The following is an 18,249-nucleotide window of genomic DNA, read 5'->3' on the forward strand; positions in this document are numbered from 1 at the left end:
GAGTTGCAAGCTCGATTCGATCCGGAGGAGAGCAGATGACCACCGCGCACGCCGAACATCCGCAGCACACCCACGTTCACGGCCCCACCTGCGGGCACGTCGCCGTCCCCCACCAGGACCACGTCGACTACGTCCACGACGGGCACTTACACCGCGAGCACGAGGGCCACTTCGATGAGTGCGAACCCTCGTCCCACGTCGCCTGCTCCAACCACGACCACGTCCACGGCCCCGGCTGCGGGCACGTCGCCGTCCCGCACAACGACCACGTCGACTACATCCACGACGGTCACCGCCACGCACCCCACGACGGGCACTACGACGACCACTGACCGTCGGGGCTGCCGTCGGTGTTCAGTGACCGCTCGCGCCGCGGATCCCTATCGGTGCCGTTGGGGTTGCTGAGCCGTCAATCAATGACAGTGGCGAAGGCTGACCAGAGGAGCGGGGAGTTCTCGGGGATCGGGGTGGTTTGCCATGCTGCGAGCTGGGTTCGTTGCCAGTTCAGGAGGGTCGATACCGGGGTGGGGGAGTTGTGGGCGGTGTCGACGGCTCGGATGGCGGATTGGAGGGGGTGGCCGATTGTCGCTGTGAGGGTGTGGAAGGCGTGGTCGGTGGGGAGTGGCCAGCGGGTGGCGGTGACGAGCTCGGCGCCTGCCGACAGTGCCGCGGTTGTCAGGCCGAGGGCCTCGGTGAAGCGCAGGTCGCCACCGCTTTCGCAGGCGATGAGCGCTACCCGGCTCGGCATCGGCCACAGGTCGCGGCCGGGGACCGGTGCGGGGTCGAGGGTGTAGGTGCCGAGCAGCAGGTCCTTGGCCGACAGCGGGCGGTGTGAGCGGGTCGGCGCCGCGAAACCGCGGGTGTCGGTGGTGCACGCCAGGTGCAGTTGCGCGTGCTCGCTTTCCCCGGACTCCGGTGCGGGCGCGGTGACATGGCCGACGTAGATCAGGCGGCTCGCACCCGCGCGGAGTGCGTCGGACAGCCAGTCGCGGTCCAGATCGGTACGCCGGAACAGTTCCACCGGATCGGCGACCGTGGGCACGATGCGGTCACCGTAGGTACTGAAATGTTGCGCCACAATGGAATCCGCACTCGGGCGGCCGAGCACGGACCCGAGCTCGGAGTCCGCGCGGAAACCGGGAACTCGCGGATCCAGCACCGCGACCACCGGCAGGTCCCGAGTCTCGGTCCAGCGCCGCACCATTCGATCCGGCGCCCGAACCACCGACACCGGCGCCAACAGGCTCACATCGGCGATATCGAGCAGCCGGATCGCCGGATCGGGCGCGATGATCTCCCATGGAACCTGGGCGAGCCGGGGCGACGGCTGAATCCGCAGATGCGGCCGGATGCCCCGCTGCGACAGTTCGTATAGCTGCACGGCGAGCCCGTACGGCAGCAGCGCGCGTGACAACGACTGTGCCAGTGCGTTTTCCGCCTCGGGATCGACCAGTGCGCCCTCGGTCATCACCCGGCTCAACTCGTCCGGGCGGCCGGGATCGGGCACCGCGGCGGCCAACTGCCGCAACACCGCACGCACATCATCGCGCGGCAGCATCGCCACCCCACGCGCCGAGGTGTCGTCGACCCACCGCCAGGACGCATACACGTCGCCTGCGTCGGCCATCCGGATCAGCGCGGTCGGTTGTTCGATCACAGCGCGATCACTCGGTGGTCGCGGATCAGGCGCCCGTATCGCTGCTCGGCGTGGGAGATGTAGTCCGACAGCAGGATTCGACCGCGATCGGAGAGCCGCGGTGGTGGGGCGACGCGGATTCCCGCTGCGGCGGCTACGTCGGCGAGGGCGGTGCCCAGGTGTAGCGCGGGGGCCGGGTCGTCGGAGACCGGTGGGTCGAGCAGCTCGAATTCAAGGGTGGCCGAGCGCGGTTCGATCACCGACTCGACATCGAGGGCTGCTCCTGCGCAACGGCTTTCGACCAGGTCCGCAACCAATTGTCCGTCTCCGGTGCGGGCCGCGCACTGAAAGGCCAGGCGCATGGCTGGTTCGGCGACCGTGCGGTGCCAGTGTTCGCGCTGATTCCCGTTGGGCAGAGTGTGGCGAACCGCATCGATGGCCAGCGCGGCGGGGACCGCGAGGGTGAGCGCGCGCGACAGTGTGGCCGGATCAGGAGGAGCGTCGGCCGCGATCGTCCGGTGCAGCAATTCGGCGTGCCAGTAGTCGAGCTGGGCGCAGTGCATTCCGAGACCGTGTTCGGCGTAGACCTCGAACGACATCGCGAGCAGTTCCTCTGCGAGGGCGAGGTCGTCCTCGGCGGCGGCGACGGTGGCCAGCCGCAACCGCACATCCGCCGCGTCGAGGACCGCACCGGCCTTGTCGAAACAGTCGAGCGCATGCCGATATCGGGCCCGCGCGGTGTCGAAGTCACCCCTGCCTTCGGCCAGGTAGCCGTAGGTTTTCGCACCGATACCCGCGCGATGCTCCAGCTCGGCTCCCTCGAAGAATCCCTGGCTGGCCCCCAACGGTTCCTCGGCATCGTCGTAGCGGCCCGACCGCACGAACATGATGGCCAGGTTCTGTTGGGTTTCGGCCACGGCCGCGGCATCGCCCGCCGCCTCGAGCGCGGCCAGCGCCTGCCTCGCGAAGTCGACGGCCAGTTCACGTCGGCCGATCTCGAACGACGCGGCCGCCAGATTCATCAACGGATGACCGATCAGCTCGGGGGCCAACCGGCGGGTCACGTCGAGCGACTCGGCGGCGAGCTCATTGGCTCGCGCCCACTGCTGGCGGTGCAGCGCGACGGCCGTCAGCGAGAGCAGGCACGCCACCGGCAACAGGCCCTGGTCGGTGCCGTCGGCGAGCAGCGACCGGGCCTCTTCCAGCGTTTCCTGGGCGGAATCGAGCTCACCCAGATGCTGGTAGGCCTGCGAAAGATCGACCAGGGCGGCCGGTCGTTGATGAGCCGCGTCGGCGGGGAGCACGGCAAGCGCGGTCCGCATCAGGCTCACCGACCGCCGATGTTCACCCAGTTCGTCGGCCATGCTCGCCGCATTGATCAGCGCCGCGCTGCGCAGTCGGGGCGGCGCGTCCTGCGCGGCTCGCTCGAAGATCTCCAGTGCCCCGAGCACGTCACCATGCTGGTAGGCCGCGTAGCCCGCGGCGAGCTGGTCGTCGTCGCCGTCCGATGTTCTACCGGTCGCTGCCATCGCATCGGCTCCTTGCCGTCCGGGCGCGCTCGGCGATCCGTGCGCGCATCAGAAGTCGTCATCGGATTCCGCGGCTGCGGATTCGGCGGCCAACAGGTGGTCACCCGCCTGTCCGGTGAGTCGGCCGCGGGCGAAATCGCGGATGCGCGCACGCATGGCCGACTCGTCGGGATATGTGGTCGCGGGGCCGAGACCAGGAACGAAAACCGTGAGAGTTGTGAAGGTTTCTGCGCTCTCGGGCAGTTGTATCTCCGCCGACCAGCTGTCCGTCCGCAGATGCAGCTCGGCTGTGTCGGCGGCAGCGGTTCGGTTGTCCGTGTCGAGCCGGACATGTGGACGAAGGTGCTCGGGAATGTGCCGTGGACAGTCCGGCGCGGCGACCACCGTGACCCGCGCTGTCGAAATGCCCGAGGTCCGGGTGACCGTCCAGGACAGCGCCTCGGCGCCCGCGTCGAGAATGCCAGGCGGACATCGCCGCCAGTCCCAGTCGCCGCTCCCATGTGCGACGATCAGCCCGTCGCCGGGCTGCTTCCCGCCCGCGGCAAGCGCGTAATCATCGGCACGAGTGGAGGATTCGAAGACCGGGCGAGGTTGTTGGGAGCTCGCCTCTGGGCCTGCGATACGTCGAGGACTCAGCTCCGCAGAATTGTCGATCGGCCCGTCGCCATCACTCGGAGTAAGTGAGAGAAGCTCCGAATCCGCGAGCACCATTTCACACATCTCGCTGAGCTGCCCGATTTCCTCGTCAAGCAGGAGCGGGTCGAGAGCCGGAATGTCATCGACAGTCGACGCAGGCCACCATCGAGAAGCCCAGTGTGCGTAGGCAAGTCGCCGCAAGGCGGCAACCAGCTCAGGCCGAACCGATTCAGCGGCGATTTCGCCGTCCACTCCGTCTGCCACTGCGATCGCGACATTCTCCCCATAGACCGCCCACAGCCACTCCTGCGCGGCTTCGGGGTCGTCGAGCACCGCGGCAGGCAGCTGCCGATCATCGAGCACGCTCCAGCTGAGGTGCCCACCAACGACTTCGAGAACCATCGCATCCAAGGGAGCCAGGATGTCGGTGACCAGCGGAGTTTCACCAGGAGCGATCGTCAGCAGACCATCGGAGCGACTGAGCCGAATCATCAACTGGCCCTCGCTTCCTCGACCTCGTCCATGGCCACGGTGAGCGCCTGCTTCACTCGCGTCCGATGGTCGAGCATCACCGACCGCGCGATCCCGTCGAGCAGATCCCACAGCTCGACCGGATCGAACACCGCCAGCTCCCGAACGTCACGTCCGTGCAACCGAACCCACAGTCTGCGCAGGTAGGGTCGCCACGGTGTCCGCAGTTCAGCGGCGACCACCGCCAGCGGTCCGCTCACCGCCTCACCGAGGTGCACCGAGTAGCGCCGCGCTTGCAGGACGTACGCTTCCCGCCGCCATCGCGCGTTCACCACCGCGTGCGCCCGTGACCCGGGGCCGGGCTCGCCGGCGTCCGCCCACTGCCCCTTCGAGCCGCACTGTGCAGCCCCGCCATCCGTGCCGCTAGGAGCCTGCACCCCCAGGCTCTTCGCCGCCGAAGGTGTAGTGCCGGTATGTAGTCCCGCTTCCGGCTCATCCTGCTCCGATTCCGCAGATCGTTCGCCACGAGCGTCGGACAACTCTGCCTCGACCAGGGCCCGCATCAGAGGTACCGCGCCCAACGGTGAAAGCCCGAGGGCCAGTTCGCAACCAGCCGCCGCTGTCACGCGAAGAGACTCGTCGAGCAACCCCCACGGCGAACAGCTCCGGCTCACCTCGGTGCTCACCAACGTCGGCAGATCCGGCAGATCGGTCCGGTCGATGCTGCCTTGCAGAACGGTGAAGACACGTTCGTAGATGCTCCGGTCGAACGGGAGCGCGAGGGTGGCGGTCGAGGCGGTGGCGCCGACGGCGGGGCGTGGTGGGCACTCGTGCACGGTCAGGCCCAGGTCGTCGGCTCCGTACCTGGGATGCGGGCGCCACAGCGCGATGCCCCGGTGGGTGCCCACCTTGTCCTCGATCAGCTCGTCGAGCAGCGGGCCGGCGTCGGCGGGATCACCCTCGCGGGCCAGAGTGCTCGCGTCGAGTAGTTCGGTCAGCGCGGAGGCGAGGTCGCGCGCACCGGAGTTCACCAATGGTCGTGCGCGCCAGGCGGACTCGATGAGTGTTGTCAGCTCGGCGAGCCGGTTCGGTTCGGTCACCAGGTTTTTCAGCGCCGTCGTGGTGCGCCCGCCCGTTCCCTCGTGTACCTCGCGCAGCACCGCGGCGGCACGCTCGCGGGCATCCGCTCCCGGCTCGCCGTGCAGAGTCGCCAGCTCGAAGCATCGCTGGAAGTAGAGATCCTGCGCGTTGCCCTCGGTGATCCGTAAGGCGCGCCGCGCTTGTTTGAGGACGGTGAACCAGCTCGCGCACGCCCGCAGCGCATCGGAACGCGCGAGTACCAGGGAGGTCAGCAAGGTGACGCCGTCGGCGTCGAGAACGCTGCCCGCGCACAGCGGATGCTGCATCGGCCGGATGACCAGCGGATCGAGGATCAGTTTCACGGTGCGCCGCAACGGCGCACCCTGTGGTCCGCTCAAGGCGTCGACACCGTCGAGCCCGCGCCACACCTCGTCGAGCACCATGGCGCGGGGTCTTCGCATTCGACCAGGGTAACCGCAGGTCAGCCGACTGTCCGAGGGAAAACTTGGGATCGGTAGTCGGCGCGGGATTTCTACCTTTCTCTCAACGGGTTCACCGACCCGCTCACACCGAGAGAGAACGGAAACACCATGAACACCAAGCTGATCGCCACCCTCGCCGCCGCCTCCGCCGCGACCGCCCTGTTCGTGACCGGCTGCAGCGACACCGGCAGCTCCACCAGCACCCCGTCCAGCACCGCCGCCCCCGCGCCGGCCGCGGGCAAGTCCACCGCCACCGTCGACGGCAAGGAACTGACCGCGAAGTTCGACACCACCTGCGCCAAGCAGGGCGGAACCCTGGCACTCGCCCTCACCGATACGGCCAACGCCACCTACGGCAGCCTCTCGGTGAGCGCGACGCTGGAAGGCGAAACGGTGCAGGCCGTCGCCATCGCGGGCAGCCAGGGCGGGTCGAGCGGCATGCCGTACGCCGTGGGCTACGGCAACGGCCAGCCCGGCGGCTCGGCGACCCTCGCCAAGGACGGCAACACCTTCCGCGTCACCGGCGAGGGCGTCGGCGCCCCCGACATGACCAACCCGCTGGCCGGCCCGTCGACGGTGAAGTTCGACATCACCTTCGCCTGCTCCACCATCGTCGGCTGACCTGACCCCCTGATCGCGATCCGGTCGCATCCATCCCGAGGAGAATCATGAAATCCAAGCTGCGTGCGGCCGCGGTCGCCTTCGGAATCCTGGCCATCGGCTACTACCTCTACTACGGCCTCACCTACACGCCCGACGAATTCACCGGCACCATGCTCGGCTGGGTCGGCCCGCAGATGGCGTTGCCCATCATCGCGCTGACGATCGTGCCGATGGTCTTCGCCTTCACCGGCGACGGCATCTTCGAGGCCTTCACCGGTCACAACAGCTCGGAGTTCCGCGGCGGTGAGATCGGTATCGGCACCATCACCTCGTTCCGCCAGACCGGGGTGTCGGTCAACGACCAGCCGCAGGTGCGGATCGAATTCCGGGTCGAAGGCGCCGACGGCAAGACCTTCGACTCCCACGCGAAGATGATCGTGCCGCTCACCGAACTGGCCCTGCTGCGCCCCGGCGTGGTCCTGCCGGTGCGGTACCTGCCCGGCCGCACCGACAAGGTGGAGGTCGACCGCTCCGGCGACGCAGGCGCCGCCCAGCGCGCCATGAACGAATCGCTCATCCGCAAGGGCATCACCACCCGCGACAAGCTCGACATCGCCGAACGCGGCATCGCCGCCCAGGCGGTGGTCCGCAGCCTCGATGTGCCCGGACGCATCCGCGGCGGTTACACCGAGGTGGTGCTCGGGCTGGTCGTCACCCGCCCCGACGGCAGCACCTTCCTGACCGGCGCCGCGAAGTACCTGCCACCGACCGCGATCGGATCGGTACAGGTGGGACGCATCATCGGCGTCCACTACCTGCCCGGCGACGAACAGGAGGTGGTGATCTCACTGCCCATCAATGCCTGACCCACCCCCACTCGGCGCGTGCTGCCCACGCGCCGAGTTTTGGTCGTGCGTTCACCTTCACGTTCCCGACGCCTCGCCTGCGCTGCCTACCGTGCCGGAAACCGCACTAATCAGGAGTAATCGTGAGTCTGAAACCGCTCGCCCTTTTCGTCACCCACGACGGTCAGTCGTCACGCTCGGCCATCACCTGCGAATACAAGTGTGGCAACGCCTGCTTCCACGAGGTCCCCAACACCTCCGACGGCGAGTACTTCGGTGACATCGTCGCCCGGCTGAACCGTCGCGGACTCATCAAGGGCGGTGCCGCGGCGGTGCTCGCCGTCGGCGCCGCGAGCATGCTCGCCGCCTGTGGCGACGACAGCTCCGACACCGGTTCGACCGGTTCGCCCGGCACCGGCACCGGCTTCACGCCCGTCGCGCCGAACAAGGAAGACGCCGTCGTCGTCCCCGAGGGCTACGAGCAGTCGGTGCTTATCCGCTGGGGTGACGCGGTGATCGAGGGCGCGCCCGCCTTCGACTTCGAGAAGCAGACCCCGGCCGCCGCCGCTCAGCAGTTCGGCTACAACTGCGACTTCGCCGGTCTGCTGCCCATCGAGGGTGAGGCCGACAAGTACGTGCTGGTCGTGAGCCACGAATACAGCACCGAGCCGATGATGTTCCGCGGCTACAACAAGGACGCGCCGACCCGCGAGCAGTTCGAGATCGCCCTCGCCTCGCACGGCCTGAGTGTCGTCGAGGTGCACGGGCAGGCCGGATCGGGTCAGCTGAAGCCGGTGTTCGGCAAGTACAATCGCCGCATCACCGCGACCACCGAGTTCGAGGTGCGTGGTCCGGCCGCCGGGAGCGCGCTGCTGAAGACCAAGGCCGACCCGACCGGTACCAAGGTTCTCGGCACCCTGAACAACTGCTCGGGTGGTGTAACCCCTTGGGGCACGGTGCTTTCCGGTGAAGAGAACTTCAACCAGTACTTCGGAAACGCCGAGAAGGTGACCGACGCCGACGTCGCCAAGAAGCTCAAGCGCTACGGCATCGAGGGCGGCGCGTCGGAGCGTCGCTGGGAGAACTTCGACCCGCGCTTCGACCTCACCCAGGAAGTCAACGAGGTCAACCGCTTCGGTTACGTCGTCGAGGTGAACCCGTGGGATGCCTCCTCGGCGCCGGTGAAGCACACCGCGCTCGGCCGCTTCAAGCACGAGGCCGCCACCATCCACGTCACCGCCGACGGCAGCGTCGTCGCCTACAGCGGTGACGACGAGCGATTCGACTACATGTACAAGTTCGTCTCCGCCAAGAAGGTGCAGCCGGGCGTCGGTGCGTCGAGCATGCGCCACAACATGACCATCCTCGACGAGGGCACCCTCTACGTCGCCAAGCTCACCGGCGACCACGCCGCCGAGATCGACGGTTCCGGCAAGGTCCCCACCGGCGGCTTCACCGGTAAGGGCGAGTGGATCCGCCTGCTCGAGACCGGCGCCGACGGCAAGGGCAAGTCGTTCGTCGACGGCATGTCGGCCGAAGAGGTCGCCGTGTTCACCCGCCTGGCCGGTGACAAGGTCGGCGCGACCAAGATGGACCGCCCCGAGGACTTCGAGACCAACCCGAAGACCGGCAAGGTGTACGTGGCGCTGACCAACAACACCAAGCGCGGTGAGGAAGGCAAGCCGGGCCCCGACGAGGCCAACCCGCGCAAGCTGAACAAGAACGGCCAGGTGCTCGAGCTCACCGACAACCACACCGGCACCGAGTTCACCTGGACCCTGCTGCTGGTCTGCGGTGACCCCGCCGCCGCCGACACCTACTTCAGCGGCTTCGACAAGTCCAAGGTCAGCCCCATCTCCTGCCCTGACAACCTGGCCTTCGACCCGTACGGCAACCTGTGGATCTCCACCGACGGCAACGCCCTGAAGTCCAACGACGGCCTGTTCGCCGTGGTCCTCGACGGCCCCAACCGCGGTGAGACCAAACAGTTCCTCACCGTCCCCCGCGGCGGCGAGACCTGCGGCCCGATCATCACCGAGAAGCAGGTCATCGTCTCCGTCCAGCACCCCGGCGAGTCCGACGACGCCACGGTCGACAAGCCCCTGTCGAACTGGCCCGACGGCGGCACCACCCAACCCCGCCCGTCGGTCGCGGTGGTCTGGAAGAAGAACGGCGGTCGCATCGGCGTCTGACCCCGCCGACACCCGATCTGCTGACGAAGCCGCTACCCGACTGGGCGGGTAGCGGCTTTGTCATGTCACCGCCGCGTCAGGATTCGTCGGTGGGTGGACGTATGTTGGGCGCACGGCGGCGATGGGAGTGGTGTGAAGGTGGGTAGGCGGGTGCGGTTCGAGCCGGGCGTGGCGGTGCTGGGGGAGTTGCGGGCCGCGGTTTCCCCCGGTGACGATCCGGTCGGGGAACGCGAGGTTTCCGGGGTCGAGTATCGAGGTGTCGATTTCGCCGATGCGCAGGTGTACGGGTTCGGTGCCGAGGGGTGCCGGTTCGTGAGTGTGCGGTTCCCGACTTTGTTGCGGCAGGCCACTATCGCGGAATCGGAATTGCAGGTGTGCGATCTGGCGAATGTGCAGGCCGATGATTCCTCGATGTTCGAAAGTGTGGTCGGCAACGGCCGGATCACCGGGTTGTCATGGACCGCAGGGGTTCTGCGTGACGTGCTCGTGGAGTCGACGCGAGCCGACATGGCGTCGTTCGCCGAATCCCGTTTGAGCAAGGTTGTTTTCCGGGATTGCGATCTGCGCCAGGCCGACTTCCAGCGCACCGACTTCCGCAATGTGCGCTTCGAACGCTGCAATCTCGCGGGTGCGCGGTTCACCGGAGCCCGCATCCAGCAGAACCTTCGTTTCGAAGACTGCGATCTCACCGGCATCTACGGGGTCACGGCATTGCGCGGGGCGACGATCCAGGGCGGTGACCTCGAAACCCTGGCCGCCACACTGGCCCGTGAACTGGGCATCACGGTGGAGCTCGGAAGCTAGCCCAGCCAGTCGAGGACCGAGGCGGCCGTCCAGGACTGTTGCATGCTGCCGAGCGGGGCGCCCGTGAAGGGTTCGTAGTACTCGGCGAAGCTGCCGTCGGCGGCTTGGCGGAGGCCTTCGGCGCGCAGGAGGTAGGCGCGTTCGGCCCAGCCTCGGCGGGCGAACGCCCAGGAGAACAGCCAGCTCATGACCGGCCAGACGGGGCCGCGCCAGTATTCGCGGGGGCGGAAGTCCTTGGCAACGGGGGAAGTCGACGGTGGCAGGGCGTAGCGCAGGTCGGGGTGGCCGCAGAAGCGTGGGCCCTCGAAGGTGTTGAGCAGGGCGCGTTCGGCGGGCCGGGACAGGCCGCCCGAGATCAGCGGCGCGAACATGGCCAGCGTCTCGGTGTTGATCCACCGGCCCAACCGCACGTCGTAATCCTTTGCGGCACCGGTCCGTTCGTCGGCCGTGGCCGCCACGCCCTTGCGGAAGCGCGCCGCCCAGCCGTGCAGTTCACGCACATCGGAATGCGGTTGCTTGTACTCCTCGCCGATATCGGCGAGCACTTCGCAGGCCAGCGCGAAGATCGCGGAGACGAACACGTCCTCCACGGCGAAACTCATCACCGAGGTGAGCTGGAAGTCGTCGTAGTTGGCGCGCCGCATCTGTTCGACCAGCCACAGGTATCGGTCGTATTCACGGTCGCTCGGCCGTTGGGTCGGATCGGAGATGACGACGGTGTCGGCCCGGCGGTACGGCGGAAGATCCACGCCGGGAACGACATTGGCGTAGGCGCGGTCCCAGCGCGGCGAGTTGTCCATGCCGGATTCCCACCCGTGGTACAGCGTGATCCGGCCGTTCTCCTTGGGGTCGCGCGCATGGGCGAGCCACCGGTGCCAGCGCACCAGATCCGGCCACCGCCGATTCAGGAACTCCTGCGCCACCGCCCGCGTGGAACGCCCGTGCCTGCGCGAATGGTCGAGAATGCGCTGCACGGCGATGGCATGCACCGGCGGTTGGGTGATGCCGGAGGTGTCGGGTCCCTCGGGGGCGTTGGCGGCCAGCCTGCGGCACTCCCAACGCGCGGGTCCGGGGAAATACCCGTCGACACCGTTGGCGAACACGATGTGCGGGATCATCCCGTTCTTCCACTGCGCCGACAGCAGCGTGTCGAGTTCTACGACCGCCCGCTCCACGCTCAACGGCGCGAGCCCGACCGCGACGAACGCCGCGTCCCAGCTCCACATGTGCGGATACAGGCGCGGCGCGGCACTGGTCATGGTGCCCAGGTCGTTGCCGCGCAGAAGGTAGGCGGCGCGTGCCGCGAGCTGCGTGGGGGTGAAACCCGGGTCGGTCATCTCCCTATTCTGCGGCGGAGCAGCACCGATGGCATCCCGACATGACTGTGACGATCAGTACCCGGTCTCGCGGGTGACATTCTGCGACGCCGTGCCGACCGAGCTGAGCATGGTGGTGATGCACAACCCGAGCACCAGGTTGATGACCGCCGTCGCGATCTTGGCCTCGATATCGGCGACGAAGGTGAACGGCAGGATCACCGCCACGGCCGTGAGCAACAGGCAGATCCAGGTGAAGAATGTCATCGGACTCGGCATCGCCAGCAGCAGCACCATCAGCAGCGCGGTGGCCAGCAGGGCGGCACCCGCGGCGGCGACGGCATACGACGTGGTGGAGACGGTGCCGTAGGCGCCCGCCCCTTCCGGGGAGAGGATCGCGATGCCGAGCACACCGCGCACGAGCATGATCGCGACGACCGCGAGCAGCGCGGCGACGACGGCCGTCCCGATGCCGCCCGCCCACAGCTTGCCCACATTCACCTTGGGCTCCTGGGGTTCGCCCGGCTGCGGGGCGTACTGGCCCTGGCCGTAGTGCGGCTGGCCCTGCTGCTGCGGATACTGCGGGTCCGAGGGTCCGTAGTTGTACCGGGGATCGGTCATAGTGCGACGGTACTAGTGCACGCCGACATCCGCCTGAGGAACGCACAGGTGTCGGTATCCGTGCGCCGGATTAGCGTGGGACCTATGACGGTGACAAGTACTCCCGCCCCGATTGCCCTCATCACCGGCGCGAGCCGCGGCCTCGGCGCCGCCATCGCCCGCGACCTCGCCCCGACCTACGATCTGCTGCTCGGCGCCCGCTCCGCCGACTCGCTCACGCCGATCCTGGACGAGTTGCCGGGTGCGACCGGTTGGCCGGTGCCGCTCACCGACTATCCGGCTGTCGCAGAGGCCGCCGCACGCATCGAGCGACTCGACGTGCTCGTGCACAACGCGGGCATCGCCGACCTCGGCACCGTCGCCGAATCCTCGCTCGACCAGTGGCGCAACACCCTCGAGGTGAACCTGATCGCCGTCGCCGAGCTCACCAGGCTGCTGCTGCCCGCGCTGCGCGCCGCGAACGGGCATGTGGTGCTGATCAATTCGGGCGCGGGGCTGCGGGCCAACGCGGGGTGGGGTTCGTACGCGGCGAGCAAGTTCGGGTTGCGGGCCTTCGCGGACGCATTGCGGCTGGAGGAGCCGCAGTTGCGCGTCACCTCGGTATTCCCCGGTCGCATCGATACGGATATGCAGCAGGCGATCGTGGCCGAGGAGGGGCGGGAGTACCGTCCCGAGGAATTTCTCACCGCCGAAACGGTGGCGCGAGCGGTGCGAAACGCCGTCGACACTCCGCGCGACGCGCATCCGACGGAGATCGTTCTTCGCCCGCGCTGACGGTGACATTGTTCGTCCCACAGTGATCCCTGGTTGTTCTCTTCGAGGGAATCTCGGGCTACCGTCCCGCTGAGCTGTGCCGATCGCATCCGGTCATGAGGAGGAGTGGAGTGGACAGACGTCGAATGCTGACCTTGCTCGCTGCGGGGACGGTCGGGGCACTGGCCGGTTGTGCCAGCGCGGGTGGCGAGACCGCGCCCGTCGGCGAGGCGGTCGTGCCGGTCCCACCGCCGCCCGCACCGACGCCGAAGCAACCGGTGCTGCCTCCGCCGCCGAGCGGTCCGAAGTCGATCATCGGCCCCGAGACCATCACCGCCCTGCCCGGTCAGGGCACCAGCATGGCCCTGACCGTCGACGACGGCGCGAGCCCGGAGGTGGTCGGCGCCTATATCAAGTGGGCCCAGGACACCGGCGCCCGCTTCACCTTCTTCGTCACCGGTTCGTTCGAGGCCTGGACCATCCACCGCGATGCCCTACGCCCGCTGGTCGACTCGGGTCAGATCCAGCTCGGCAACCACACCTGGAGCCACGAGGCACTCACCAAGATCGGTGCCGACGGGGTCGTCGACCAGCTGAGTCGTACGAAAACCTTCCTGCACAACAACTTCGGTGTCGACGGCACCCCGTTCTATCGGCCGCCCTTCGGCTACCACAACGCCACGGTCGACAAGATCGCCGCCGACCTCGGCTACACCGTGCCGACCATGTGGTACGGCTCCCTGTCCGACTCCGGTCTCATCACCGAGGAGTACCTGATGGAGTGCGCCCGAAAGTATTTCGCCGCGCAGACCATCATCATCGGCCACGCCAACTTCCCGCCGGTCACCCACTGCTACGAGCAACTCGTCGACATCATCCGCGAGCGCAACCTGTCGCTGGTCACACTGAACGACGTCCTGGAAGTCCGCAGTTGATGGGCCTGGTTTCGCACGAACATGGGTAACACGCCGGGCACGGGCTGACCCGCCACTGCACAAAAGCTTGCCGCGTCCCCGACTCTCCCCGGGCCTGAGTCTGGCCAAAGACCCGGGGAGGCGGTCACAGTACGATGTTGACCATCTTGCCGGGCACTACGATCACCTTGCGAGGGGCCGCCCCCTCGAGCAGTGCCACGACCTTCTCGTCGGCCAGCGCGGCCGCCTCGATCGCGGCCGGGTCGGCGTCGGCGGGCACCTGGATCCGGCTGCGCACCTTGCCCTTCACCTGAATCGGGTACTCCACCGAATCAGCGACGAGCAGCGCCGGATCGGCGGTCGGGAAGGGGCCGTGGGCCAGGGAAGTGTTGTGGCCCAGCCGTTCCCACAGTTCCTCGGCGATGTGAGGCGCCAGCGGAGCGAGCATCAGGACCAGGGGTTCCACGGCCGCGCGCGGTGCGCCGTCGGGGTAGTTCTTGGTCAGGTGGTTGGTCAGCTCGATCAGCTTCGCGCCCGCCGTGTTGTCGCGCAGGGCGGCCAGATCCTCGTCGACACCGGCGATGGTGCGGTGCACCAGGCGCAGCGTCTCGTCGGACGGTGCGGCATCGGTGGCCTTCACCGCGCCGGTTTCCTCGTCGACAACCAGTCGCCACACCCGCTGCAGGAAGCGGTGCGCGCCGACGACGTCCTTGGTCGCCCACGGACGTGAGGTGTCCAGCGGTCCCATCGACATCTCGTAGAACCGGAAGGTGTCGGCGCCGTACAGGTCGCACATCTCGTCGGGCGAGATGGCGTTCTTCAGCGACTTGCCGATCTTGCCGTATTCCTGGGTGACCTCGATCTCGACACCGTCAGGACCGGTCCAGAAGAACTTCGAGTCACGCTCCACCACCTCGGCGGCGGGCACGTACGCACCACGCTCGTCAGTGTAGGCGTAGCCCTGCACGTAACCCTGGTTGTAGAGGCGGCGGTAGGGCTCGCTGCCCGACACATCGCCCAGGTCGAACAGCACCTTCTGCCAGAAGCGCGCGTAGAGCAGGTGCAGCACCGCGTGCTCGACACCGCCGACGTACAGGTCGACACCACCCGGGTCGTTCGGGCCGTGCTTGTCGGTGCGCGGGCCGAGCCAGTACTTCTCGTTCTCCTCGGCGCAGAACGTCTCGGTATTGGTCGGATCGGCGTAGCGCAGCTGGTACCAGGAGCTACCCGCCCAGTTGGGCATGACATTGGTGTCGCGGCGGTACTGCTTGGGCCCGTCGCCCAGGTCGAGTTCCACGTTCACCCAATCGGTGGCCTTGGCCAGCGGCGGGGACGGCTCGGAGTTCGCGTCGTCGGGATCGAAGGTGACCGGCGCGAAGTCCTCCATCTCCGGAAGTTCCACGGGCAGCATGGATTCCGGCAGGGCGTGTGCGACACCGTCGGCGTCGTAGACGATGGGGAACGGCTCACCCCAGTACCGCTGCCGCGCGAACAGCCAGTCGCGCAGCTTGTACTGGATCTTCCCGGTGCCGTGGCCCTCGGCCTCCAGGCGACCGATCATGGCCGCCTTCGCCTCGTCGACCGAAAGTCCGTTCAGGAAGCCGGAATTCACCAGCTCGCCCTCACCCGACCAGGCCGCCTCGGTGATGTCGCCGCCGGAGATGACCTCGATGATCGGCAGGCCGAAGGTGGAGGCGAAGTCCCAGTCGCGCTGGTCGTGGCCGGGCACCGCCATGATGGCGCCGGTGCCGTAGCCGCTCAGCACGTAGTCGGCGATGAAGATCGGCACCTGGCTGCCGTCGGCGGGGTTGGTGGCGTAGGAGCCGAGGAAGACGCCGGTCTTCTCCTTGTTCTCCTGCCGCTCCAGATCCGACTTGGCCGCGATCGACTTGCGGTACGCCGCAACGGCTTCCGTCGGGGTGGCGCTGTCGTTTGTCCAACGGGCGTCGGTGTCGGCGGGCCAGGCGGCGGCGGTCAGCTTGTCGACCAGCTCGTGTTCCGGCGCGAGCACCACGTAGGTGGCGCCGAACAGGGTGTCGGGCCGGGTGGTGAACACCTCGATCGTCTCGCCATCGGGCGCGTCGAAACGCACCTGCGCACCGCGCGAACGCCCGATCCAGTTGCGCTGCATGGACTTCACGTTGTCGGGCCAGTCCAGCTCGTCCAGGTCGTCGACGAGGCGGTCGGCGTAGGCGGTGATCCGCATCATCCACTGCCACATGCGCTTACGGAACACGGGGAAGTTGCCGCGTTCGCTTCGCCCGTCGGCGGTGACCTCTTCGTTGGACAGCACCGTGCCGAGGCCGGGGCACCAGTTGACGATCGAATCCGACTGGTAGACCAGGCGATACGAATCGAGCAGGGCCGCCCGCTCGGTGGCGCTCAGCGATGCCCAGTCGCCCTCGGGTACCGGACGCGCACCGCCGGCGAACTGCTCTTCGAGCTCGGCGATCGGCCGGGCGCGACCGGCCTCCTGGTCGTACCAGGCGTTGTAGATGCGCAGGAAGATCCACTGCGTCCACCGGTAGTACTCGGGATCGGTGGTGGCGAAGGAGCGACGCGGGTCGTGGCCGAGGCCGAGCCGGTCCAGCTGACGCTGCATCGTCGCGATGTTCGACTCGGTGGTGACGCGCGGGTGCGCACCGGTCTGCACGGCGTACTGCTCGGCGGGCAGGCCGAAGGCGTCGTAGCCGAGCGCGTGCAGCACATTGCGCCCGCGCATGCGGTGGTAGCGGCCGAACACGTCGGTGGCGATGTAGCCGAGCGGGTGGCCCACGTGCAGGCCCGCGCCCGACGGGAACGGGAACATGTCCTGGATGAACAGCTTGTCGTCGGGGGTGTCGCCCGCGAGCGGCCCGACCGGGTTGGGCGCGTTGAAGGTGCCGCGTTCGGCCCAGTTGCGCTGCCAGCGCTGTTCGATCCGCCCCGCCAGCTCGGCGTTGTACCGGTGCTGAGGTACGTCACTCTCGGTCGCACGAGTGTCCTGCACGGTCCCGCCTTCTTGTTCTCGCCGATCAGGGGTAAACATCGTCTAACAGGGTAGAACGTCGTGGCGAATTCATTTCCGAAGGGCTGCGCAGCGAGGCGCGCTGTGCGGCGGGTCACCTCGGCGGGGAGCACCGGATCGGCACTCGACAAGGGTGCGCTAGCCTGCATGAATGGTCGTCGTCGCTCTTCTGCTCTTCGCGCTGGCCGCGGTCGCCATCACGACCGGTGTGCTCGGGCTGCTCGGCAAGTTGCCCCGCAATCGCTTCCTCGGTGTCACCACCGAGGCGGCCCTGCACAGCGACGACAACTTCCGCATCGCCAACCGCATCGCCGCCCCCACCTCCGTCGGCGCGGGCGCCCTGCTGTTCGCCGGCGGCCTCGTGGTTCTGGTCGCGGGCGGTTTCGCTGCCCTCGGCGTCGCCGCCGCCGTCGCCGTGATCGCCATCTTCACCCTCGGCGCAGGCGCGAACGCCGCCGCCCGCACGGTAGAACCCCTCCTGCCCCCCGCCCCGGCCGGCGGCTGCGGCTCCTCCTGCGGCAGCTGCTCCCTCCGCGACACCTGCGCCCCCGCCAACTGATTCCTGGTCCCGCCGCCGCCCTTCCGGTACAACGGAAGTAGGTACTTACCGGGGGGTTCATGATGATTTTCGGAGTGGTGGTTCTCGTAGCGTTCGGTGGCGTGGTCGCCGTCAGCTTCGTTCCTTGGCTCGGCATCGCCTTGTTCGTGCTCGCGGGGGTGCTGTTCGTCGTCGGCATCGTGCAGAGCAGGCGTGAGCGGGTCCTGTTGACGAAGCCGCAGGCTCGTCGCGCCGGCGCGGCGGGTGCCAGTGGTGGCGGTTGGTCGGCGGCGGGGTTCTTCGACTGGGGCGGTGGCGGTGGTGGTCACTCCGGAGATGGCGGCGGCGGGGGTGGTGGCTGCGGCGGCGGCAGCTGACCGGGTGGCGCTGCTAGTTCGCGGTAAGTGAATCGCAAGGTGGCGCACCTAGATTCGGGATCGAGAGGCAGATCCCGAATCAGGAGGAGCCATGAGTTTCGTCGATCTCGTCGGCACGGTTCTCAGTGTTGGCGTCGCTGTACTGGTTGTGGCGATGGTGGTGTTCGTTCCGCTGGCCATTCTCGCCGCGATTTTGCAGGCGGCACTCGATTCGGGATCTCGGCAGTCTCCGCAGTACCGGCCGGGCCCGCGTCAGCGCCGGAACCGGAACGACCGCTGGTCCAGTGGTAGCGACTGGACCTACAACGGCGGTTATGCGGGCGGCTCGTCCAGCAACTGGTCGGACGGCGGCGGTTCGTCGAGCAGCTGTGACTCCGGTTCGAGCTCGTCGAGCAGCTGCGGTGGGGGCAGCAGTAGTAGTTGCGGTGGAGGCGGCAGCTGCTGA

17 protein-coding genes are annotated in these 18,249 nt (G+C 67.9%); 10 read left to right on the forward strand and 7 right to left on the reverse strand.

Translation table 11 applies throughout. The annotated features are described in order from the left end of the window. Window positions 1-35: 35 nt before the first annotated feature. Window positions 36-332 (forward strand): hypothetical protein, encoded by a 297-nt coding sequence (locus NI2_RS29675; protein WP_067497651.1) that lies wholly within the window; start codon window positions 36-38, stop codon window positions 330-332. Window positions 333-409: 77 nt separating this feature from the next. On the opposite strand, the gene NI2_RS29680 is transcribed toward NI2_RS29675, so the two are convergent. From NI2_RS29680 to NI2_RS35405, 4 genes are read right to left on the reverse strand one after another with little or no spacing between them, the layout of a single operon-like run. Continuing rightward, entirely contained in the window at window positions 410-1,627 is a 1,218-nt protein-coding gene (locus NI2_RS29680; RefSeq protein WP_067497786.1) for a CHAT domain-containing protein, read from the reverse strand. A 26-nt stretch (window positions 1,628-1,653) separates the two neighbouring features. Next, window positions 1,654-3,165: a tetratricopeptide repeat protein gene (locus NI2_RS29685; protein ID WP_067497654.1), complete on the reverse strand. Its 1,512-nt coding sequence runs from the start codon at window positions 3,163-3,165 to the stop codon at window positions 1,654-1,656. A 48-nt stretch (window positions 3,166-3,213) separates the two neighbouring features. Further along, complete coding sequence (locus tag NI2_RS29690; RefSeq protein WP_067497657.1) at window positions 3,214-4,293, reverse strand: hypothetical protein; 1,080 nt, start codon at window positions 4,291-4,293, stop codon at window positions 3,214-3,216. Then, window positions 4,293-5,813, reverse strand: a complete 1,521-nt coding sequence (locus tag NI2_RS35405) for a hypothetical protein (protein ID WP_243749788.1) — start codon at window positions 5,811-5,813, stop codon at window positions 4,293-4,295. Before NI2_RS35405 ends, NI2_RS29690 begins: the two co-directional genes overlap by 1 nt. A 129-nt stretch (window positions 5,814-5,942) precedes the next feature. On the opposite strand from NI2_RS35405, the gene NI2_RS29700 reads away from it, so the two are divergent. The 4 genes from NI2_RS29700 to NI2_RS29715 all read left to right on the forward strand — a co-directional run bounded on the left by NI2_RS29700 (window position 5,943) and on the right by NI2_RS29715 (window position 10,278). Beyond that, on the forward strand, window positions 5,943-6,455 hold the full coding sequence (locus tag NI2_RS29700; RefSeq protein ID WP_067497663.1) for a lipoprotein LpqH: 513 nt from the start codon (window positions 5,943-5,945) through the stop codon (window positions 6,453-6,455). A 47-nt stretch (window positions 6,456-6,502) separates the two neighbouring features. Next, window positions 6,503-7,303: a hypothetical protein gene (locus tag NI2_RS29705; protein ID WP_067497666.1), complete on the forward strand. Its 801-nt coding sequence runs from the start codon at window positions 6,503-6,505 to the stop codon at window positions 7,301-7,303. A gap of 122 nt (window positions 7,304-7,425) precedes the next feature. Beyond that, window positions 7,426-9,474: a PhoX family protein gene (locus NI2_RS29710; RefSeq protein WP_067497669.1), complete on the forward strand. Its 2,049-nt coding sequence runs from the start codon at window positions 7,426-7,428 to the stop codon at window positions 9,472-9,474. Window positions 9,475-9,624: 150 nt separating this feature from the next. Next, window positions 9,625-10,278: a pentapeptide repeat-containing protein gene (locus NI2_RS29715; protein ID WP_243749787.1), complete on the forward strand. Its 654-nt coding sequence runs from the start codon at window positions 9,625-9,627 to the stop codon at window positions 10,276-10,278. Here NI2_RS29715 and ggh read toward each other — a convergent pair. Further along, window positions 10,275-11,615, reverse strand: coding sequence for a glucosylglycerate hydrolase (ggh, locus tag NI2_RS29720; RefSeq protein ID WP_067497672.1), 1,341 nt, complete (start codon window positions 11,613-11,615; stop codon window positions 10,275-10,277). The genes NI2_RS29715 and ggh overlap by 4 nt on opposite strands. A 54-nt stretch (window positions 11,616-11,669) precedes the next feature. Continuing rightward, window positions 11,670-12,215 (reverse strand): DUF6069 family protein, encoded by a 546-nt coding sequence (locus NI2_RS29725; protein ID WP_067497675.1) that lies wholly within the window; start codon window positions 12,213-12,215, stop codon window positions 11,670-11,672. Between the two features lie 84 nt (window positions 12,216-12,299). On the opposite strand from NI2_RS29725, the gene NI2_RS29730 reads away from it, so the two are divergent. Continuing rightward, the gene (locus NI2_RS29730) at window positions 12,300-12,989 is read left to right on the forward strand and encodes an SDR family oxidoreductase (RefSeq protein WP_067497678.1); all 690 of its coding nucleotides are present in this window, start codon (window positions 12,300-12,302) and stop codon (window positions 12,987-12,989) included. Between the two features lie 125 nt (window positions 12,990-13,114). Then, complete coding sequence (locus NI2_RS29735; protein WP_067497683.1) at window positions 13,115-13,903, forward strand: polysaccharide deacetylase family protein; 789 nt, start codon at window positions 13,115-13,117, stop codon at window positions 13,901-13,903. A gap of 124 nt (window positions 13,904-14,027) precedes the next feature. Here the strand turns inward: NI2_RS29735 and leuS are convergent, their stop codons facing one another. Then, entirely contained in the window at window positions 14,028-16,910 is a 2,883-nt protein-coding gene (leuS, locus tag NI2_RS29740; protein ID WP_443093650.1) for a leucine--tRNA ligase, read from the reverse strand. Window positions 16,911-17,040: 130 nt separating this feature from the next. On the opposite strand from leuS, the gene NI2_RS29745 reads away from it, so the two are divergent. The 3 genes from NI2_RS29745 to NI2_RS29755 all read left to right on the forward strand — a co-directional run bounded on the left by NI2_RS29745 (window position 17,041) and on the right by NI2_RS29755 (window position 18,249). Continuing rightward, a complete protein-coding gene (locus tag NI2_RS29745; protein ID WP_067497689.1) occupies window positions 17,041-17,448 on the forward strand; it encodes an SdpI family protein in 408 nt (135 codons plus the stop codon). A 74-nt stretch (window positions 17,449-17,522) separates the two neighbouring features. Then, window positions 17,523-17,804 carry a hypothetical protein gene (locus NI2_RS34210; protein ID WP_133733882.1) on the forward strand — a complete coding sequence of 94 codons (282 nt, stop codon included), beginning with the start codon at window positions 17,523-17,525 and terminating at the stop codon, window positions 17,802-17,804. Between the two features lie 91 nt (window positions 17,805-17,895). Beyond that, entirely contained in the window at window positions 17,896-18,249 is a 354-nt protein-coding gene (locus NI2_RS29755) for a hypothetical protein (RefSeq protein WP_067497695.1), read from the forward strand.

The organism is Nocardia ignorata NBRC 108230, from assembly GCF_001612905.1.
GTDB lineage: Bacteria > Actinomycetota > Actinomycetes > Mycobacteriales > Mycobacteriaceae > Nocardia > Nocardia ignorata.